This window comes from Arthrobacter sp. BI5, assembly GCF_056680065.1.
This window is the reverse complement of the sequence record NZ_CM155264.1, coordinates 199,594-215,914: the sequence shown is the minus strand read 5'-3', so window position 1 is coordinate 215,914 and position 16,321 is coordinate 199,594. Positions and strand designations below refer to the sequence as shown.

Here is a 16,321-nt window from a genome sequence, read left to right as displayed (position 1 = left end):
GGAAATTCTTGGGCTGGTCCCGGCCCTAGCGGCCGTAGACGTTCTGGTAGCGGTCGTGCAGGGCCTCGATCTGGGCCTGGTCGATCGGCAGCGGTTCACCGAGCTGGCGCGAAATGTGCACGGTGCGGGCCACCTCTTCACACATCACGGCGGCCTTGACCGCCGCGCGGGCATCCTTGCCGATGGTGAAGGGTCCGTGGTTCTGCATCAGCACCGCCGGCGAGGGCGAACCGGACAGGGTCTCGACGATCCCGCGGCCGATCGCGTCGTCGCCGATCAGGGCGAACGGCCCCACCGGGATGCTGCCGCCGAATTCGTCCCCCATCATGGTCAGCACGCAGGGGATCTCTTCGCCCCGGGCCGCCCACGCGGTGGCGTAGGTCGAGTGGGTGTGGACCACACCGCCCACCTCCGGCATATGCCGGTAGACGTATGCATGCGCGGCGGTGTCCGACGACGGTGTGAGGTCCGGGTTCTGCCACTGCGCGATGGAGCCGTCCTGTGCAGCGGAGCCGGTCTCGGCGGAGGTCACAGGGGTGCCGTACAGGTCCGTGACCACCATGAGTTCAGGGGTCAGCTCATCGTAGGAGACGCCGGAGGGCTTAATCACCATGAGGGCATGTCCGGGGACCCGGGCGGAGACGTTCCCGGCGGTCCAGACCACCAGTTCGTACCGGGTCAGTTCGGCGTGCAGGGAGCAGACCTCCCGGCGGAGCCGGGCGATGGTTTCCGGCAGGCCCTCCGCTCCGGCGCTCATGCCGGGACTCCGGCGGACAGCAGCGGTGCGGCGGCCCTGCGCTGGATCGCCTTGAGCCGGTGCATCACCTCGTTGGCTCCCCTGCCGAAGTAGTCGTGCAGGGTCCGGTATTCGCGGAAGAGTTCCTCGTAGGCGGCCACGTTTTCCGGGATCGGCGTGTAGACCGCCCCGGGTTCGGCGCCCATGGCAACGGCGGCGGACCGGACGTCGGGGTAGCGGCCCGCGGCGACCGCCGCGTGGATTGCCGAGCCCAGCGCCGGGCCCTGGGTGGATCCGATCGTGGAGAGCGGGAGGCCGGTGACGTCGGCGTAGATCTGCATCAGCAGCTGGTTCTTGATCAGGCCGCCGGCCACGATGAACTCGCGGACAGGTACCCCCGAGTCCCGGAAGGCGTCCACGATGGTGCGGGTGCCGAACGCCGTCGCCTCCAGCAGGGCCCGGTAGGTGTCTTCGGGGCGCGTGGCAAGTGTCTGGCCGACGATGACGCCGGACAGCTCGTGGTCCACCAGCACCGATCGGTTGCCCGAGTGCCAGTCCAGGGCGATCAGGCCGTGCGCGCCGATTGCCTGGCGCGAGGCGAGTTCGGTGAGGTATTCGTGGATGCCGAGACCCCGGCGGGCCGCGGCATCGTGGTATTCGGGCGGGACCCCGTTGCCGGTGAACCAGCCGAAGATGTCGCCCACGCCGCTCTGGCCGGCCTCGTAGCCCCAGAGTCCGTCCACGATTCCGCCGTCGACCGCGCCGCACATGCCCGGCACCTCGCTCAGGTCCGTGCCGTTCATGACGTGGCAGGTGGAGGTGCCCATGATCGCGACCAGTTGTCCGGGTTCGACGGCGCGGGCGGCCGGGGCGGTGACGTGCGCGTCCACGTTGCCGACGGCGACGGCGATTCCCTCGGGCAGGCCGGTCCAGGCGGCGGCCTCGGCCGTGAGGTAGCCGGCGGCGTCGCCGAGCCGGCCGATCGTGTGCTCCAGTTTGCTGCTGACGAAGTCCCGGAAGTCCGGGTTCAAGGCGGCGAGGTAGTCATCGGACGGGTATTTGCCGTCCTGGTAGATGCCCTTGTAGCCGGCTGTGCAGGCGTTCCGGACGTAGTTTCCGCAAAGCTGCCAGACAATCCAGTCGGCCGCCTCCACCCAGCGGTCCATGGCGGCGTAGACCTCGGGGGCTTCCTCCAGGAGCTGGAGGCCCTTGGCGAATTCCCATTCCGAGGAGATCAGCCCGCCGTAGCGCGGCAGCCATTCCTCGCCGCGCTCCCGGCCCAGGGCGTTGATCCGGTCTGCCTGCGGCTGCGCCGCGTGGTGCCGCCAGAGCTTGACGTAGGCGTGCGGGCTGTTGGCGAATTCCGGCAGTTCGTTCAGCGGTGTTCCGTCGGCCTTGACCGGCACCATGGTGCAGGCGGTGAAGTCGGTGGCGATTCCGACGACGGCGGCCGGATCGATCCCGGCGTCGGCGACGGCGGCGGGGACCGCGTGCCGCAGGACGTCGCGGTAGTCGTTGGGCACCTGCAGTGCCCAGTCCCCCGGGAGCCGGGCGGCGTCGGTGCCGGCCGTGTCGGTGGGGAGGGCGTCGGTCAGGACGGCGTGCGGGTAGTCGAAGACGGCGCTGCCGAGTTCCTTGCCGTCGCGCACCCGCACCACCACCGCCCGGCCGGAGAGGGTGCCGTAGTCCACCCCGATGACAAAGTTTTCGGTGCCGTCTGCTGTGACGTCCATGAAATCCTCCAATAACGTGCCCGCCGAACCACGGGCTGGGTTAATTGTGAGCGCTAACACTTTGGCTGTCAAGGAGTCAGCCCGTAGGCGGGTACAAGCGAAGGCCGCGGGCCTGGAAGCGGCGCGGGGCTGGCTAGGCGATGCCGGCGGTGCTCGCGCGGATGACCAGCTCGGGGGCCACCACGGTGTTGGCACTGGGTGCACCGTGCTCGATCTGGGCCAGGATCAGGTCCACGCAGCGGCGGCCCAGCTCGCGGAAATCCTGCCGGACGGTGGTCAGCGGCGGGGTGAAGTACGCGGCCTCGGGCTGGTCGTCAAAGCCAACCACCGAGACGTCCTGGGGCACCCGGACGCCTGCCTCCGTCAGGGCGCGGAGCAGGCCCAGCGCCATCTGGTCATTGCCCACCAGGACGGCCGTGGCGGTGCGGTCCGCGGCGAGTGTGCGGCCAAGCCGGTAACCGCTACCGGCACTCCAGTCGCCTTCCAGCTCGAGGTCCGCTTCGAGTCCCATCTCCGCCAGCTGCTCGCGCCAGCCCTGGGCGCGGGCGTGGGCGTCCATCCAGTCGCGCGGCCCGGAGATGTGCCCGATCCGGCGGTGTCCCTCGCTGATCAGGTGCGCCACAGCCATCCGGGCGCCGAGCTTCTGGTCCACCATGGCACCGCTGAAGCGGCCGGGGCTGCCGGCCCCCACAACGACGACCGGCACCTGCAGGTTCAGGCTCTCGAGGGTCTGGACGGTGCCGCCGTGCGGAACGATCACAATGATCCCGTCCGCGCCCTGGTCGGTGAAATGCCGGACGGCATCGGCCACGGAGTCCGCCGTCGAGTCCTTGAGGGCCGCAATGCTGACGAAATACCCGGCCTCGCGGGCCGCCTGCTGGACACCCACCAGGGTATTGGCCGGCCCGTACTGCGCGAGCTCGACGCCGAGGACCCCGATGGTCTGGGAACGGCGGGTGACCAGGCTGCGGGCGGCGGTATTGCGCCGGTAGCCGAGCTCGGCAATGGCCGCCTCGACCCGGTCCCGGGTGGCCTTGCTGACGTTGGGGTGGTTGTTCACCACCCGCGACACCGTCTGATGGGACACGCCGGCCAGGGTGGCCACGTCCTCAAGACGCGGCGGACGTCGATCACTAGCGTTCCCCGGCTGAGGCATCTTCCACTCCCTGTGCAATGTGTTGTCAACATCCTACGGCCGGGGCCCAAGGCGCCCGGGCCGCGCCTTTTCTGTGACTTGACTCACAAGCCAGGCCGGTGCTACGTTCATCAAACAGACTTGTTAGCGCTAACACAAGCGGGCGTAATCTAGGCTCGTCGGGACATGGCTAACCGGACCCAATCCATACAGGACCGTCGGAAGCGCTGGCGCTGCGACGGTCCCGTACCAGTTCGCGGACTGTGCTGTCCGCGGAAGGAGAAAAACGTGAGAATCAAGAAACTCCTGGGCGCGTTCGCCGTCGTCCTGGCCATCACCGCAGGGGCCACCGGCTGCGGCAGCCGCGGCGGCGCCGCCGCCCCGTCCTCCGGCGCGGCCGCGGATGCCGCCGGAGCCCTGGTCGGCATCTCGATGCCCACCCAGACCTCCGAGCGGTGGATCGCAGACGGCAAGAACGTCTCCGAATCCGTCACCAAGCTGGGCTACAAGGCCGATCTGCAGTTCGCCAACGACGACATCCCCACGCAGGTCTCGCAGATCGAGAACATGCTCACCAAGGGCGCCAAGGCCCTGATCATTGCCGCGATCGACGGCACCACGCTGACCGACGTCCTCGCCAAGGCGAAGGAGCAGAACGTCAAGGTCATCGCCTACGACCGGCTCATCAACGGTTCACCCAACGTGGACTACTACACCACCTTCGACAACTACACCGTGGGCGTCCAGCAGGCCACCTCGCTGCTGACCGGCCTGGGTCTTGTCGACGCGAGCGGGAAGAAGGTCGACGGCAAGGGTCCGTTCAACGTGGAACTCTTCGCCGGCAGCCCGGATGACAACAACGCCAACTTCTTCTGGAGCGGCGCCATGGACACGCTCAAGCCGTACCTCGACGCCGGCACCCTGAAGGTTCCGAGCGGCCAGACCAAGTTCGAACAGGCCGCCATCCTCCGCTGGCAGGCTCCCGTGGCGCAGAAGCGGATGGAGGACATCCTCACCGCGGCCTACAGCTCCGGCAAGAAGCTCGACGGCGTGCTCTCCCCCTATGACGGCCTGTCCATCGGCATTATCTCGGCACTGACCAGCACCGGCGGCTACGCCAAGGGCAGCCTGCCGATCGTCACCGGGCAGGACGCTGAAAAGGGCTCCGTGAAGTCCATCATCGCCGGCGAGCAGTACTCCACGATCTTCAAGGACACCCGCCAGCTCGGCGCCCAGGCCGTGAAGATGGTTGACGCCGTGCTCAAGGGCCAGGAACCGGAGACCAACGACACCAAGACCTACAACAACAAGGTCAAGGTGGTCCCGGCCTACCTGCTCAAGTCCGTCATCATCACCAAGGACAACTACAAGAAGGAACTCATCGACTCCGGCTACTACACCGACGCCGACGTCAAATAGCCTGCCCGCGCGGGGTGCGGCCGGACCGCCGGCCGCACCCCGCGCGCAGTCACCCTTTAACCGCAGAGCGGCCCAGTTTCGACCAGTCAGTGGGAATTGACGATGAAAACACCCATTCTTCAAATGCGAGGAATCACCAAGACCTTCCCGGGCGTGAAGGCCCTGCAGGACGTCACCCTGGAGGTGAACCGCGGCGAAGTCCACGCCATTTGCGGGGAAAACGGCGCCGGCAAGTCCACCCTGATGAAGGTGCTCTCCGGCGTCTACCCGCACAGCTCCTTCGACGGTGAGATCCTCTTCGAAAACGAACCGTGCAACTTCTCCGACATCTCGGACAGCGAGAAGCGCGGCATCGTCATCATCCACCAGGAACTGGCCCTCAGCCCGTACCTTTCCATCGCCGAGAACATCTACCTCGGCAACGAACAGGCCCGGAACGGCTGGGTGGACTGGCGCAAGACCAACCTGGAGGCCGCCAAGCTGCTGGCCCGGGTCGGCCTGAGCGAGAACCCGGTGACGCCGGTCCAGCACATCAGCGTCGGCAAGCAGCAGCTGGTCGAAATCGCGAAGGCGCTCTCCAAGAAGGTCAAGCTCCTCATTCTCGATGAGCCGACGGCGGCCCTCAACGACGAGGATTCCGGCCACCTGCTGGACCTCATCCTGCATCTGCGGGGCCAGGGCGTCACGAGCATCATCATCAGCCACAAACTCAACGAGATCCGCAAGGTCGCGGACGCCGTCACGATCATCCGGGACGGCAAGACCATCGAAACCCTGCGCCTCGACGAGGGCAGCGTCACCCAGGAACGCATCATCCGCGGGATGGTGGGGCGGGACCTGGAGAGCCTTTACCCGGAGCGCGAGCCGGTGATCGGCGAGGAAGTCCTCCGGATCGAGGACTGGTCCGTCCGGCACCCGCAGGATCAAAGCCGCATGGTGGTCAACAACGCCAGCCTCAACGTCCGCAAGGGCGAGGTGGTAGGGCTCGCCGGTCTCATGGGTGCCGGCCGCACGGAGCTGGCGATGAGCGTCTTCGGGCGCACGTACGGCACGACGACGTCCGGGAAAGTGTTCAAGTACGGCAAGGAGATCAACACCTCCACCGTTGCCGACGCGATCAAGCACGGCCTCGCCTACGCCACCGAGGACCGCAAGCTCTACGGCCTGAACCTTATCGAGGACATCAAGCGCAACATCTCCATGGCCGCGCTGCGCAAGCTCGCCAAGGGCGGCTGGGTGGACAAGAACAAGGAAACCCTGGTGGCCAACGGCTACCGGAAGAGCATGAACATTAAGGCGCCGTCGGTGGCGGCCATCACCGGAAAACTCTCCGGCGGCAACCAGCAAAAGGTCGTGCTGAGCAAGTGGATGTTCTCCGATCCGGATGTGCTCATCCTCGACGAGCCCACGCGCGGCATCGACGTGGGCGCCAAGTTCGAGATCTACACGATCATCGCCAAGCTGGCCGCCGAGGGTAAGGCGGTCATCGTCATCTCCTCCGAGCTGCCGGAGCTGCTGGGCATCTGCGACAGGATCTACACCCTGTCCGCGGGGCACGTCACCGGCGAGGTGCCCATCGCCGAGGCATCCCAGGAAACCCTCATGCACTACATGACCCAAGAGAAGGAATAGCGAACATGTCCGCCCTACGAGAATCCCTCGGCTTCCTTACCAGCCGCCTCCGCCAGGTTGGCATCTTCGTCGCCCTGATCCTGATCGTCCTGCTCTTCCAGGTCCTCACCGACGGCATCCTGCTGGAGCCCCAGAACGTCACCAACCTGGTCGTCCAGAACAGCTACATCCTGATCCTTGCGATCGGCATGGTGATGGTCATCATTGCCGGCCACATCGACCTGTCCGTCGGGTCCGTCGCCGGTTTCATCGGCGCAGTTGCCGGCGTCATGATCGTGCACTGGGGCTGGCCCTGGTGGGCGGCCATCCCGGCCTGCCTCCTGGTCGGCGCCCTGGTCGGCGCCTGGCAGGGCTACTGGATCGCCTACGTCGGGATCCCGGCGTTCATCGTCACCCTCGCCGGCATGCTCATCTTCCGCGGCCTGACCCTGATCACGCTCAAGAACCAGCAGATCACCCCGTTCCCCGCGGAGCTGCGTGCCCTCGGCGGCGGGTTCCTGCCGGACATTTCCGGCGGAACGTCGGTGCTGGAGTGGCTCACCGTGATCCTGGGCGTCGGAGCCACGCTGGCCCTGCTGATCCAGTCCATCAAGGAACGCCGGATCCGCGCCAAGTTTGAGCTCGAGAACGAACCCATGACCTGGTTCGCGATCAAGACCGCGTTCATCACGCTGCTCATGCTGGTCATCACCTTCCTGCTGGCCAGCTACCGCGGCACCCCGATTGTGCTGATCGTGCTTGCGGTCCTCGTGATCGTCTACAGCGCCCTGATGAACAACAGCGTCTTTGGCCGCCACACTTACGCCATCGGCGGGAACCTGCACGCGGCCGAGCTGTCCGGCATCAAGACCAAAGCCGTCACCTTCCGGCTCTTCGTGAACATGGGTGTGCTCGCTGCCCTGGCCGGACTCGTCTTCACCGCCCGGCTCAACTCCGCCCAGCCGGCCGGCGGCACCGGGTTCGAACTGGACTCCATCGCGGCGGCGTTTATCGGCGGCGCCGCGGTGACCGGCGGCATCGGTACCGTGGCAGGTGCGATGATCGGCGGCCTGATCATGGGCGTGCTCAACAACGGCATGTCCATCCTGGGCCTGGGCACCGACTACCAGCAGCTCATCAAGGGCCTGGTGCTGCTGCTCGCCGTCGGCTTCGACATCTTCAACAAGAACCGCGGCGGCGGGGGCAGCCTGCTGGGGAAACGCTTCAAGCGCAACACCACCCCGCCGGCCACCGGGACCGCCGCCCCCGCGGCGGAACGCCCCGCCGGCGCCGCCCAGGACTCCGGCCGGACCGCCACCGTCCCGACTCCCTGAGTCGGTGACCTGAGCAGATGACCTGAGTCGGCGACCTGAACCGGCGCCGCGCTGCGGCTCCGATCTGCGAAACGCACAGTTCCTGCCGCCCCGGATTCCGGTGGCGGCAGGAACTTTTCGCGTCACGGGCCGATCTTCACGGACGAATCCCGGCCGCCGGGTCGCGAAGCGCCGGCTTGCTAGGCTGATTCCATGAAACGTCCCCTCGCCGCCGCTTCCCTTGCCGTCCTCGCGATTGTCCTGAGCGCCTGCGGCCAGGTGCAGCAGGCGGCCGAGAAAGCCGTCAACGACGGCGCCTCCCAGGTCGCCACCGCGGCCGGAAGCGAGATCAAGAAGCAGGCCTGTTCCCTGGTCGAGGACGGCCTGGTCAGCGTCCAGGACAAGAAAGCCCTCGGCGCCTTGGTCTCCGGCGCCCAGGGCGCCGGGGTGCCCGCCGAGATCACCACGCCGCTGAAGCAGATTGCGGATTCGGGCGACCAGGTGCCGGCCGATTCGGTTAAGGCCCTCCTGGACGCCTGCGCCAAGTAACTGGCAGTTGTCGGCGTTCTGAGCCCTCAAAACGCCACTAAGCGCCAGCCTGCCGGGTCAGGCGGTCAGCGCTTTCCCTTTTTCCGGGATCCCTTGCCGCGGCCCTTGTCCGGGTTGGGCGCGTACCGTTGCGCCACCTTCGGTTTCTTGACGGCGGGCCCGCGCCGGTCCGGCTTCGGCTCTCGCTTGGGCTTCTCCTGCTGCGCCGAGGGCTGCCGGGAGCTGGCCGCGGTACGGCCGCGGACAATGCCGATGAACTCCTCGATGACTTCGTCCGTGGTGTCGCTGGGCCAGGCCAGGGCAATCTCGGTGGTGGGTGCGCCGGTGAGTTTCCGGGCCACCGTGTCCTTGACGTTGAAGTGCCGGGCCACGGACATCGGCAGGATCGCCAGTCCGGCCCCGGCGGCAACCACCTGCAGCGCCGCTTCGGGCCCGCCCAGGGCCGCGACGTCGAGGAAGGTCTCGGCGGCGAGGTCCGCCAGTGCCACCTCCTCGAACACGGAGATTTCGTGCCCCTTGGGCGCCACCACCACGGGCTGTTCCTCGTAAAGCGGGATGACGCTGAGGCCCTCCCGCTCCACCGGCAGCCGGACGAAGCTCAGGTCCGCCGAGCCGTCGCGCAGCACCGCAAGCTGGCCGCCGTCGTCGGACATAAAGGAGTGCAGCGAAACGTCCGGCATCCGCTCTTCCCAGCGGCGGATCCATTTACCGGGGGTCACGCCGGCGACATACGCGAACTTCAACTCCCGCGCAGCGGGGACCGGTTCGTCGTGGGACTGGGCTGTTTCTTCATCTGCGGACACACGTTCACAGTACCGTCACTGCCGCCGGGGCGGCCCCGCCCCGGCGGCCGATTGGTGCTGCTTTGGTGCTGTTTTGGTGCTGTTTTGGTGCCCTGCGGGCTGGCCGCCGGATACCCTTGAAGCATGACCTCTGCAAACTCCCAGTCCATGAAGCCGGCCACCGTTGCCAAGAAGCTTGGCATCTACCTGCCCGCAACACCCCAGGAGTTCCAGGATTCAGTCATCACCCGCGCTGATTTCGCCGAGCTCCAGGCCAACCCGCCGGAGTGGCTGGCCGAACTGCGCCGCACCGGCCCGCACCCGCGCCCCGTGGTCGCGCAGAAACTCAACGTCTCCATCAGCGGCCTCGCCCGCGGCGGCGTTGAGGAAGCGCTGACGACGGCGGAAATCACCGCCCTGCTGCAGGCTCCCCCGGCCTGGCTGGTCGCCGAGCGCGCCACCCACGCCGCGGTCCGCGCCGAAGCCCAGCGCGTCAAGGACGAGGCCGCGAAGAAGGACGCCAAGAAGGCCCGCGCCAAGGCCGAGTAACAGCGGCCGTTTCGACAAGCCCGGCTTAGTCCTGGTGCAGCTGGACGTAGTTCCCGCAGCCGTCGTCGAGCACCACGCTTGTGCCGCCGGGGCCCTCCGAGGGTTCGGCCTGGAAGATCACGCCCTTGGCGGTCAGCCGCTCGTACTCGGCGCGGACGTCCGGCACGCCGAACACGATCGCCGGCAGCCCGGCGTCGTGGCAGGCGTTCATGTAGGCCGCACCGATCGGGTTGTCGCTGGGTTCCAGCAGCAGACCCGCTGACCCGCCGCCGCCCGGGTCCTTCACGATGTAGAGATTGTGCTCCGGCATCGCCATGAGAGTCTCAAAGCCCAGGATTCCGGTATAGAACTCGTGGGCTGCCGCCGGGTCCTTGACGTGGATACTGCACATTTTCAGTCGCATGGGCCCTAGGCTACGCCGGGACGGAGCCGGGTGGGAACCGGGGGAAGCGGCCATTGACGGCCCGTCCCGGATGGATTCCAATGGAATCAGCGGAACACCGCCCGCCCGGGACGGTTCCGCAGGAGGTGTGCCATGCCGTCGCTAGCAGATCCCGCCCCTCTCGGGGCCTGGCAGGTCCTGAGCCTGGCGCTCGTCGTCGCGGCAGCCGTGGCCGGCACCGCCTATCTCGCCTGGAAGCACCGGAACTCCGACGGCGGACTGCCGGACGCCGTGTTCTGGGACGGTTTTGCCGGGCTCGCCGTCGTCGGTCCTGCAGTGGTGCTGCCGGCGCTGGTCTCCCCGTGGGCCGGGCTGCTGCTCGCCGCCGTCGCCGCCGCCACGGCCGTCGCAAGTTTCCGCTGGGCGCCGAGGGTATTCCGCTGGCAGGAAACCCGGCGTGCCGCACGGGACGCCGCGGCCGCCGATTCCGCCGCGGCCGACCGGCACCGCGCCGCCCTCGCACGGTGGCAGCGTTATGAACTGGATCCTGCCTTCTGCATCGATTTTCCGGCCATGAGTGATCCGGCCCAGCCGGAAACCGCCGCGATGCTGAAGGCCATGAAGGACGCCGAGCGGCTACGCCGTGGATCCGGCCCGGACTGCCAGGCACCCGGCGGCTACAGCACCGCCGTCGACCGGCTGGAACACGCACTGGCGGAGGCGGAACGCGCCGCCGGGGCACTGCAGGTTTCCACTGAAGGGGCACGATGACTGACATCACGATTATCGGCAGCGGCAACATGGCCCGGGCGATCGGCCTCCGGGCGGTCGCAGCCGGACGGTCCGTGCAAGTCCTGGACCGGAGCCCGGACAACGCCGCCAAACTCGCGGCGGAACTGGGTCCGACGACGACGTCCGGCGGCCTCGGGGAGGTGCCCGAGGGCGACATTGTGGTCCTGGCCCTGTACTTCGAGCCGGCCAAGGAGGTCGCCACGCACTACGGCGACACACTCAGCGGCAAGACCGTGATCGAGATCAGCAATCCGGTCAACATGGAAACGGGCGATTCGCTGGTGGTCGAGCCGGGGACCTCGGCGGCCGAAGAGGTGGCCCGCCTCTTGCCCGGCGCCCGGGTGGTTAAGGCGTTCAACACGACGTTCGCGGGCACCCTGGCGGAAGGTTCCGCGGGCGGGATGGCGCTGGATGTCTTCATCGCCTCCGACTCGGAGGCCGCCCGGAACGAGGTGGCGGCGTTTGCCGCCGCGGCAGGGCTCCGGCCCCTCCAGGTCGGGGCGCTGCGTCACGCCCGCGAGCTGGAGGGGATGCAGCTGCTGGTGGTCGGCCTGCAGCTGAATCCGGCCTACGAGTCCTTTAACTGGGACACTGCGCTCAAGATCATCGGCTGAGACGATCGGGTGGGACGCGCAGCGCCCCGGCCGACCTAAAGCTCGACCGTGCCGCTTTCGCCGACGCTCATCCGGCTATTGGTGACCTTGGACTTCACCCACTGCAAGACGGTGGCGGCGGTTCCGCCCGGGCTGGTCCAGTATTCGGCCGAATCCGAGTCCACGTGCAGCAGGACCACGCCGGGGGTGTCCGGGCCGTCCGGGAACCACGCCTCGACCGCCTGGTTCCACCGGTCGCGGATCTGCTGGCGGTCGGTGACCACCCGTGCCGTGCCGGCAACCGACACCCACTCGGTGCCCTTGCCGAAGGACACGTTGACCTCGGGGCTGGCCGTGACGTGGGCCACCTGGGAGGTGTCCGACGAGGTGAAGAACCACATGTCGCCGTCGTCCTGGACGTCCTGGACCGCCAGCGGCCGGCTGACGAGCGCGCCCTTCTCATTGATCGTGGTGAACATCCCGATCCGCGAATCGTTAATGATGTCCGTCACCTTGCTGATGTCCTGTGCATCCGACATGCGCCCACCTCTTCCTTGATCAACGGAGGAAGGTCCTCCTCCCGCCAGCCTATTGATAAGTGTGCTTACTTTTCAAGCACGCGCTCCGGCTGGCGGGCGGAGGACCTTCGCAAAGTCCGGCCGCCGGGCTCAGATGCCGCGGGACAGCACCTGGCCCTTGAAGAACTCGGGACGAAGTTTGGCCATGACCAGCATCAGCACCACACCCAGCAGGATGACGCCCATGCCGAGGATGAAGACCAAACCCAGGCCGCCGATGGAGGATCCGGAACCGTACTCCGGGTCCATCGAGTCGTAGGCGGTCTTGAAGAACATCACCAGCAGGATGACGCCGCCGAGCAGCGGTGCGAGGAACTTGAAGAAGAACGAATGCGCTCCGCTGAACGCCTGGGCACGGAAGAACCAGACGCAGGCCAGGGCGGTGATGCCGTAGTAGAAGCAGATCATCATGCCCAGTGCCGTGATGGTGTCCCACAGCGCGTTTTCGGACAGGGTCCGGGTCACCACGTAGAAGGCGGCCGCGGCCACGGCCGAGGCGATGGTGGCGTAGCTCGGGGACTTGTAGCTGGGGCTGATCTTGCCGAACTTGTGCGGCAGCGCCTTGTAGTGGCCCATCGACAGGAGCGTACGCGCCGGGGAAACGAAGGTGGACTGCAACGATGCGGCCGAGCTGCTCAGGATGGCCAGCGACATCAGGATCGCGAAGGGCCCCATGACGGGTCCGGCGAGGACGGCGAAGATGCTGCCCTGGTTGTCCGGGTTGCCCGCGCCAAGGCCCTCGGTGCCGATGCCGGCGAAGGCCAGGGTGGCCAGCGCAACGGTCATGTAGATGATCACAATGACCAGGACGGTGACGGTGGCCGCGCGGCCCGGGGTTTTCTCCGGGTTCTTGGTCTCCTCGTTCATGGTCAGCGTGACGTCCCAGCCCCAGTAGATGAAGATGGACAGCGAGACGCCGGCCGCGAAGGCGGAGAAGGATTCAACGGCGAAGGGATTGAACCAGTCCGGCGCGATGGCGGTGGCATCGAAGGCGGTGCCGTTGGCCACGTGGCTGAACGCCGCGACGGCGAACCAGCCCAGGACCAGCAGCTGGAACGCCACCAGGACATACTGCACGGTCTTGGTGGTTTCCATGCCGCGGTATGAGATCCAGCACGCCAGCGCAATGAAGACCAGCGTGGTGGCAATGTTCAGCGGCAGGTTGGTGGTCAGGTCCGCCAGCTCCGGGTTTCCGAAAATCTGCGCCAGCATGAGGTAGAAGAAGTCCACCGCGACGGCCGCCAGGTTGGACAGCACAATGATGGTGGCCGCGATCAGTCCCCAGCCGCCCATCCAGCCGAGCCAGGGGCCGAAGGCCCGCGAGGCCCAGGTGAAAGAGGTGCCGGCGTCGGGCATGGCGTTGTTCAGCTCGCGGTAGCCGAAGGCCACCAGCAGCATCGGAATGAAGCCCACCAGGAAGATCGCCGGAAGGTGGACGCCCACCTCGGAGACCGTCGGGCCCAGGGCGGCGGTGAGGGTGTAGGCGGGGGCGATGCAGGAGACGCCGATGACGACGGCGCCGATCAGCCCCACCGATCCGGCCTTCAGTCCCTTTTCACTCAGTCCGTGGTCCCGCTGCTGTGGTGCGGCCTTGGCGGTCGCGTGTTCGGTGCTCATGCTTGTGCCTCTCGGGAAATGTCACTCGACGTGGAAGGGGACGGGTGCTTGAGCTCGTAGTCGCTGGGGACCACGATCATCGGCACCGGCAGGGCCCGCAGGATGCGGTTCGCAGTACTGCCCAGGAAGATGGAGCGGTTCCGGGCGAGGCGGCTGGAACCGATCAGCAGGACTTCGCCGTCTTCCCAGTCGAGCCGGTCCACGGCCTCTTCGACGCTGCGGCCCTGGGCCACCACGACGTCGGCCTTCCCGGCCAGCGGCGTGCCCTGCGAATCGGACGGAAGGGCGGCCGCGAGGTGCTTGTTGGCGTAGTCGCGGGCTGCTTCGGCGGCGTCCGCCGAGTCCCCGTCGTCCAGGGTCAGCAGCGACACAACGCGCAGCGGCACCAGCCGGTTTGCTGCCATCGAGACGGCGAAATCCAGCAGCTCTTCGGCGCCAGGGCGGTCTCCGAGCCCGCAGCTGACCCGGGTCAGCGCCTCCCGGCGGTGGTAGCCGTGCGGAGCCAGCGCCACCGGGACGGTGGCGGCGTGCAGCAGTGCGCTGGCCACGGACCCGACGGTGAACCGCTTGAACAGCCCGTTGCTCGTGGCGCCGATGATCAGCATGTCCGCCTGGAACTCCTCGCAGGCCTCGATGAGGGTCTGCGCGTCGGATGCACCGCTGCGGATGTTGGCCTGCGCCGGCACGTCGGCCGGGATCAGGGCCAGGGCTTCATCGAGCCACTCGGCCGCCTGCTGGTGCAGGTAGCTGTCATAGCCCGCGGCGGGCGCGTGGGCCGCATTGAACACTCCGGCGTCCGGGATGGCCACCACCAGGTCCAGGGCCGCTCCGCGGCCGCGGGCCAGGGAGACGGCCAGGTTGACGGCGTCACGGCCTCTGGCATTGGCTGAATACCCCACTACGTAACGCATCTGGCCGACCTCTCTGGTTGTTGTGCTGTTGCTGTGTGGACAGGGGTTGTTGGACGGAACATGGGTTGCCGGCCGCTAGCGGGCAGCCGGTGTGCGGTCGGCAGCGGCCACGATCCGGGCCGCCGTCGCCCGTCCCATCCGTACCGCGCCGTCCACGTGCTGGTAGCCCTCGGCTGCGAGGTCGGAGGAGGCCCAGTAGATCGGTCCCACCGGGGCGTGCTGGTCCTTGCCGTAGCGGTGCAGACCGCCCAGGTCGTAGCTGGCGGCGTAAGCGCCGCGGGTCCATTCCTCGGAGCCCCAGTCGGACTCGTAGTAGACCTCCGGGTCCAGGGCCTTCTCGCCCAGGAACCCGGCAATCGATTCGAGGATGGCGCGGCGGCGCTCCCCGGCGCTGAGCTCGAACATGGCGTCCGCTTTTTCGTCCGAGACGAAGCCCACCAGGGTGCCGCGGGGGTCCTCATGGTTGGTGTTGTCATAGACCTCCTGCACCAGCGCGTCCGCGCCGAAGCAGGTTCCGGAAAGCCCATCCTGGCGCCAGAACGGGGTGCTGTACACGGCGTGCACCTTGATGACCAGGCCGAGGGACTGGTGCTGGTGCATCTGGTGCTGGCGGCGCGGCAACGGCGGGTTGTAGGAGACCCGGGAGTAAAGGTTCGGCGGCACGGCCATAATCACGAAGCGGGCGTTCACCGTAGCGCGGTCCGACACCACGGTCACTCCGGCGGGGTTGCCGGCGGCGCTCTCCGCTGGGTTTTCGGCGGCCCCGGCTTCCCAGTGGATGGTGCGCACCGGGCTGGAGAGCACGACGTCGTCGCCCAGTTCCGCTGCCTGCAGCAGCGAGACCTGCTGCATGCCGCCGACGACGCGCTTGTCCAGGATGAAGTCCTCATCGGTGAGGTGGGTGAAGGAACCGGCCGAGGCGGCCATCAGCACGGCCTGCAAAGCGGAGAACGCGTGCGCGGGCTTGGTCAGCATGCCGCCGGCGATGAACAGGCCAATGTTGTTGCAGGCCTCCTCGTCGGCGGAGTTCGCGCGCAGCCAGTGGTGAAAGGAGATCGTGTCGAGTTCGCGGGCCTTGGGATGGGCCCACGGCTCCGTGGGGCCGATTTCCGCGGCGAGGGAATCCAGCAGCGCGGTGAGCTTATCCATTTCGGCGGCGGTGGTGTCGCTGACCGGGAAGGAATCGCCGGAGTACAGGGTGCGCTTGCCGTCGGCGCCGATGTAAACCGCCTGGCCCTCGCGGTAGCGGTCGTAGGTTTTCAGGCCCAGCTCCTCCAGGAGCTCCAGCAGTGCCGTCTGATCCGGCGAGACCCACTGGCCGCCGATCTCCAGCATGGCGCCGTCGACGGTGTCCGTCCAGGTCCGGCCGCCCACGCGGTCGCGTGCTTCCAATACGGCGACACTCAGGCCCGCTTTCCGCAGCTCCCTTGCTGCGGTCAGGCCGGCGGGGCCGGCTCCGACGATGACGACGTCGCGGTCAAGTTCCAGCATGATGTCCTCTCCGTGACCGCGTAAGTGATGCGGACCACTAAATGAATGCCATTCATTTAGGATGACTATAGCGGCACGGATAGAAAGAGGGAAGACCCCGTCGCAAAATGGCATCCGGTGGAATAATCCT

The 16,321-nt window shown here is 67.4% G+C and carries 16 protein-coding genes; 7 read left to right on the top strand and 9 right to left on the bottom strand.

All coding sequences use genetic code 11. The annotated features are described in order from the left end of the window. Nucleotides 1–25 precede the first annotated feature (25 nt). The 3 genes from AC1MED_RS01030 to AC1MED_RS01020 form a co-directional block, all read right to left on the bottom strand. On the bottom strand, nucleotides 26–757 hold the full coding sequence (locus tag AC1MED_RS01030; RefSeq protein ID WP_479784970.1) for an L-ribulose-5-phosphate 4-epimerase: 732 nt from the start codon (nucleotides 755–757) through the stop codon (nucleotides 26–28). Continuing rightward, nucleotides 754–2,469 (bottom strand): ribulokinase, encoded by a 1,716-nt coding sequence (gene araB, locus AC1MED_RS01025; protein WP_479784968.1) that lies wholly within the window; start codon nucleotides 2,467–2,469, stop codon nucleotides 754–756. The genes AC1MED_RS01030 and araB overlap by 4 nt, the downstream gene beginning before the upstream one ends. A 133-nt stretch (nucleotides 2,470–2,602) precedes the next feature. Further along, nucleotides 2,603–3,625, bottom strand: coding sequence for a LacI family DNA-binding transcriptional regulator (locus AC1MED_RS01020; protein ID WP_346958705.1), 1,023 nt, complete (start codon nucleotides 3,623–3,625; stop codon nucleotides 2,603–2,605). 267 nt (nucleotides 3,626–3,892) lie between these two features. Here AC1MED_RS01020 and chvE point away from each other — a divergent pair, with 267 nt between their 5' ends. From chvE to AC1MED_RS01000, 4 genes are all read left to right on the top strand, one after another. Further along, a complete protein-coding gene (gene chvE / locus AC1MED_RS01015) occupies nucleotides 3,893–5,023 on the top strand; it encodes a multiple monosaccharide ABC transporter substrate-binding protein (protein WP_346958706.1) in 1,131 nt (376 codons plus the stop codon). A gap of 102 nt (nucleotides 5,024–5,125) precedes the next feature. Then, a complete protein-coding gene (mmsA, locus tag AC1MED_RS01010) occupies nucleotides 5,126–6,655 on the top strand; it encodes a multiple monosaccharide ABC transporter ATP-binding protein (protein WP_479784965.1) in 1,530 nt (509 codons plus the stop codon). Nucleotides 6,656–6,660: 5 nt separating this feature from the next. Further along, on the top strand, nucleotides 6,661–7,968 hold the full coding sequence (gene mmsB / locus AC1MED_RS01005) for a multiple monosaccharide ABC transporter permease (RefSeq protein WP_479784964.1): 1,308 nt from the start codon (nucleotides 6,661–6,663) through the stop codon (nucleotides 7,966–7,968). A 192-nt stretch (nucleotides 7,969–8,160) separates the two neighbouring features. Beyond that, a complete protein-coding gene (locus AC1MED_RS01000) occupies nucleotides 8,161–8,496 on the top strand; it encodes a hypothetical protein (protein ID WP_479784963.1) in 336 nt (111 codons plus the stop codon). 65 nt (nucleotides 8,497–8,561) lie between these two features. On the opposite strand, the gene AC1MED_RS00995 is transcribed toward AC1MED_RS01000, so the two are convergent. After that, nucleotides 8,562–9,299 (bottom strand): LysR family substrate-binding domain-containing protein, encoded by a 738-nt coding sequence (locus AC1MED_RS00995; protein WP_479784961.1) that lies wholly within the window; start codon nucleotides 9,297–9,299, stop codon nucleotides 8,562–8,564. Nucleotides 9,300–9,422: 123 nt separating this feature from the next. Between AC1MED_RS00995 and AC1MED_RS00990 the strand changes: the two genes are divergently transcribed. After that, complete coding sequence (locus AC1MED_RS00990; protein ID WP_138767873.1) at nucleotides 9,423–9,827, top strand: DUF5997 family protein; 405 nt, start codon at nucleotides 9,423–9,425, stop codon at nucleotides 9,825–9,827. Between the two features lie 25 nt (nucleotides 9,828–9,852). Here AC1MED_RS00990 and AC1MED_RS00985 read toward each other — a convergent pair whose 3' ends face one another. After that, the gene (locus tag AC1MED_RS00985) at nucleotides 9,853–10,230 is read right to left on the bottom strand and encodes a VOC family protein (RefSeq protein WP_479784959.1); all 378 of its coding nucleotides are present in this window, start codon (nucleotides 10,228–10,230) and stop codon (nucleotides 9,853–9,855) included. 132 nt (nucleotides 10,231–10,362) lie between these two features. On the opposite strand from AC1MED_RS00985, the gene AC1MED_RS00980 reads away from it, so the two are divergent. Then, complete coding sequence (locus tag AC1MED_RS00980; protein ID WP_479784957.1) at nucleotides 10,363–10,980, top strand: hypothetical protein; 618 nt, start codon at nucleotides 10,363–10,365, stop codon at nucleotides 10,978–10,980. Further along, nucleotides 10,977–11,615, top strand: a complete 639-nt coding sequence (locus AC1MED_RS00975) for an NADPH-dependent F420 reductase (RefSeq protein WP_479784956.1) — start codon at nucleotides 10,977–10,979, stop codon at nucleotides 11,613–11,615. Before AC1MED_RS00980 ends, AC1MED_RS00975 begins: the two co-directional genes overlap by 4 nt. A 35-nt stretch (nucleotides 11,616–11,650) precedes the next feature. Here the strand turns inward: AC1MED_RS00975 and AC1MED_RS00970 are convergent, their stop codons facing one another. The 4 genes from AC1MED_RS00970 to AC1MED_RS00955 all read right to left on the bottom strand — a co-directional run bounded on the left by AC1MED_RS00970 (nucleotide 11,651) and on the right by AC1MED_RS00955 (nucleotide 16,191). After that, a complete protein-coding gene (locus tag AC1MED_RS00970; RefSeq protein ID WP_346958720.1) occupies nucleotides 11,651–12,133 on the bottom strand; it encodes a pyridoxamine 5'-phosphate oxidase family protein in 483 nt (160 codons plus the stop codon). 129 nt (nucleotides 12,134–12,262) lie between these two features. Continuing rightward, the gene (locus AC1MED_RS00965) at nucleotides 12,263–13,789 is read right to left on the bottom strand and encodes an APC family permease (protein ID WP_479784954.1); all 1,527 of its coding nucleotides are present in this window, start codon (nucleotides 13,787–13,789) and stop codon (nucleotides 12,263–12,265) included. After that, the gene (locus tag AC1MED_RS00960; protein WP_479784952.1) at nucleotides 13,786–14,700 is read right to left on the bottom strand and encodes a universal stress protein; all 915 of its coding nucleotides are present in this window, start codon (nucleotides 14,698–14,700) and stop codon (nucleotides 13,786–13,788) included. Before AC1MED_RS00960 ends, AC1MED_RS00965 begins: the two co-directional genes overlap by 4 nt. Nucleotides 14,701–14,775: 75 nt before the next feature. After that, on the bottom strand, nucleotides 14,776–16,191 hold the full coding sequence (locus AC1MED_RS00955; protein ID WP_479784950.1) for a flavin monoamine oxidase family protein: 1,416 nt from the start codon (nucleotides 16,189–16,191) through the stop codon (nucleotides 14,776–14,778). Nucleotides 16,192–16,321: the final 130 nt, after the last annotated feature.

Excerpts from the sequence above, each read along its gene's own strand:
- AC1MED_RS01030 (WP_479784970.1), bottom strand. The coding sequence starts at position 757 with ATGAGCGCCGGAGCGGAGGGCCTGCCGGAAACCATCGCCCGGCTCCGC.
- AC1MED_RS00955 (WP_479784950.1), bottom strand. The coding sequence starts at position 16,191 with ATGCTGGAACTTGACCGCGACGTCGTCATCGTCGGAGCCGGCCCCGCC.
- araB (WP_479784968.1), bottom strand. The coding sequence starts at position 2,469 with ATGGACGTCACAGCAGACGGCACCGAAAACTTTGTCATCGGGGTGGAC.
- AC1MED_RS00965 (WP_479784954.1), bottom strand. The coding sequence starts at position 13,789 with ATGAGCACCGAACACGCGACCGCCAAGGCCGCACCACAGCAGCGGGAC.
- AC1MED_RS00970 (WP_346958720.1), bottom strand. The coding sequence starts at position 12,133 with ATGTCGGATGCACAGGACATCAGCAAGGTGACGGACATCATTAACGAT.
- AC1MED_RS01000 (WP_479784963.1), top strand. The coding sequence starts at position 8,161 with ATGAAACGTCCCCTCGCCGCCGCTTCCCTTGCCGTCCTCGCGATTGTC.
- AC1MED_RS00975 (WP_479784956.1), top strand. The coding sequence starts at position 10,977 with ATGACTGACATCACGATTATCGGCAGCGGCAACATGGCCCGGGCGATC.
- AC1MED_RS00980 (WP_479784957.1), top strand. The coding sequence starts at position 10,363 with ATGCCGTCGCTAGCAGATCCCGCCCCTCTCGGGGCCTGGCAGGTCCTG.
- AC1MED_RS00985 (WP_479784959.1), bottom strand. The coding sequence starts at position 10,230 with ATGCGACTGAAAATGTGCAGTATCCACGTCAAGGACCCGGCGGCAGCC.
- AC1MED_RS01020 (WP_346958705.1), bottom strand. The coding sequence starts at position 3,625 with ATGCCTCAGCCGGGGAACGCTAGTGATCGACGTCCGCCGCGTCTTGAG.
- AC1MED_RS00990 (WP_138767873.1), top strand. The coding sequence starts at position 9,423 with ATGACCTCTGCAAACTCCCAGTCCATGAAGCCGGCCACCGTTGCCAAG.
- AC1MED_RS00960 (WP_479784952.1), bottom strand. The coding sequence starts at position 14,700 with ATGCGTTACGTAGTGGGGTATTCAGCCAATGCCAGAGGCCGTGACGCC.
- mmsB (WP_479784964.1), top strand. The coding sequence starts at position 6,661 with ATGTCCGCCCTACGAGAATCCCTCGGCTTCCTTACCAGCCGCCTCCGC.
- mmsA (WP_479784965.1), top strand. The coding sequence starts at position 5,126 with ATGAAAACACCCATTCTTCAAATGCGAGGAATCACCAAGACCTTCCCG.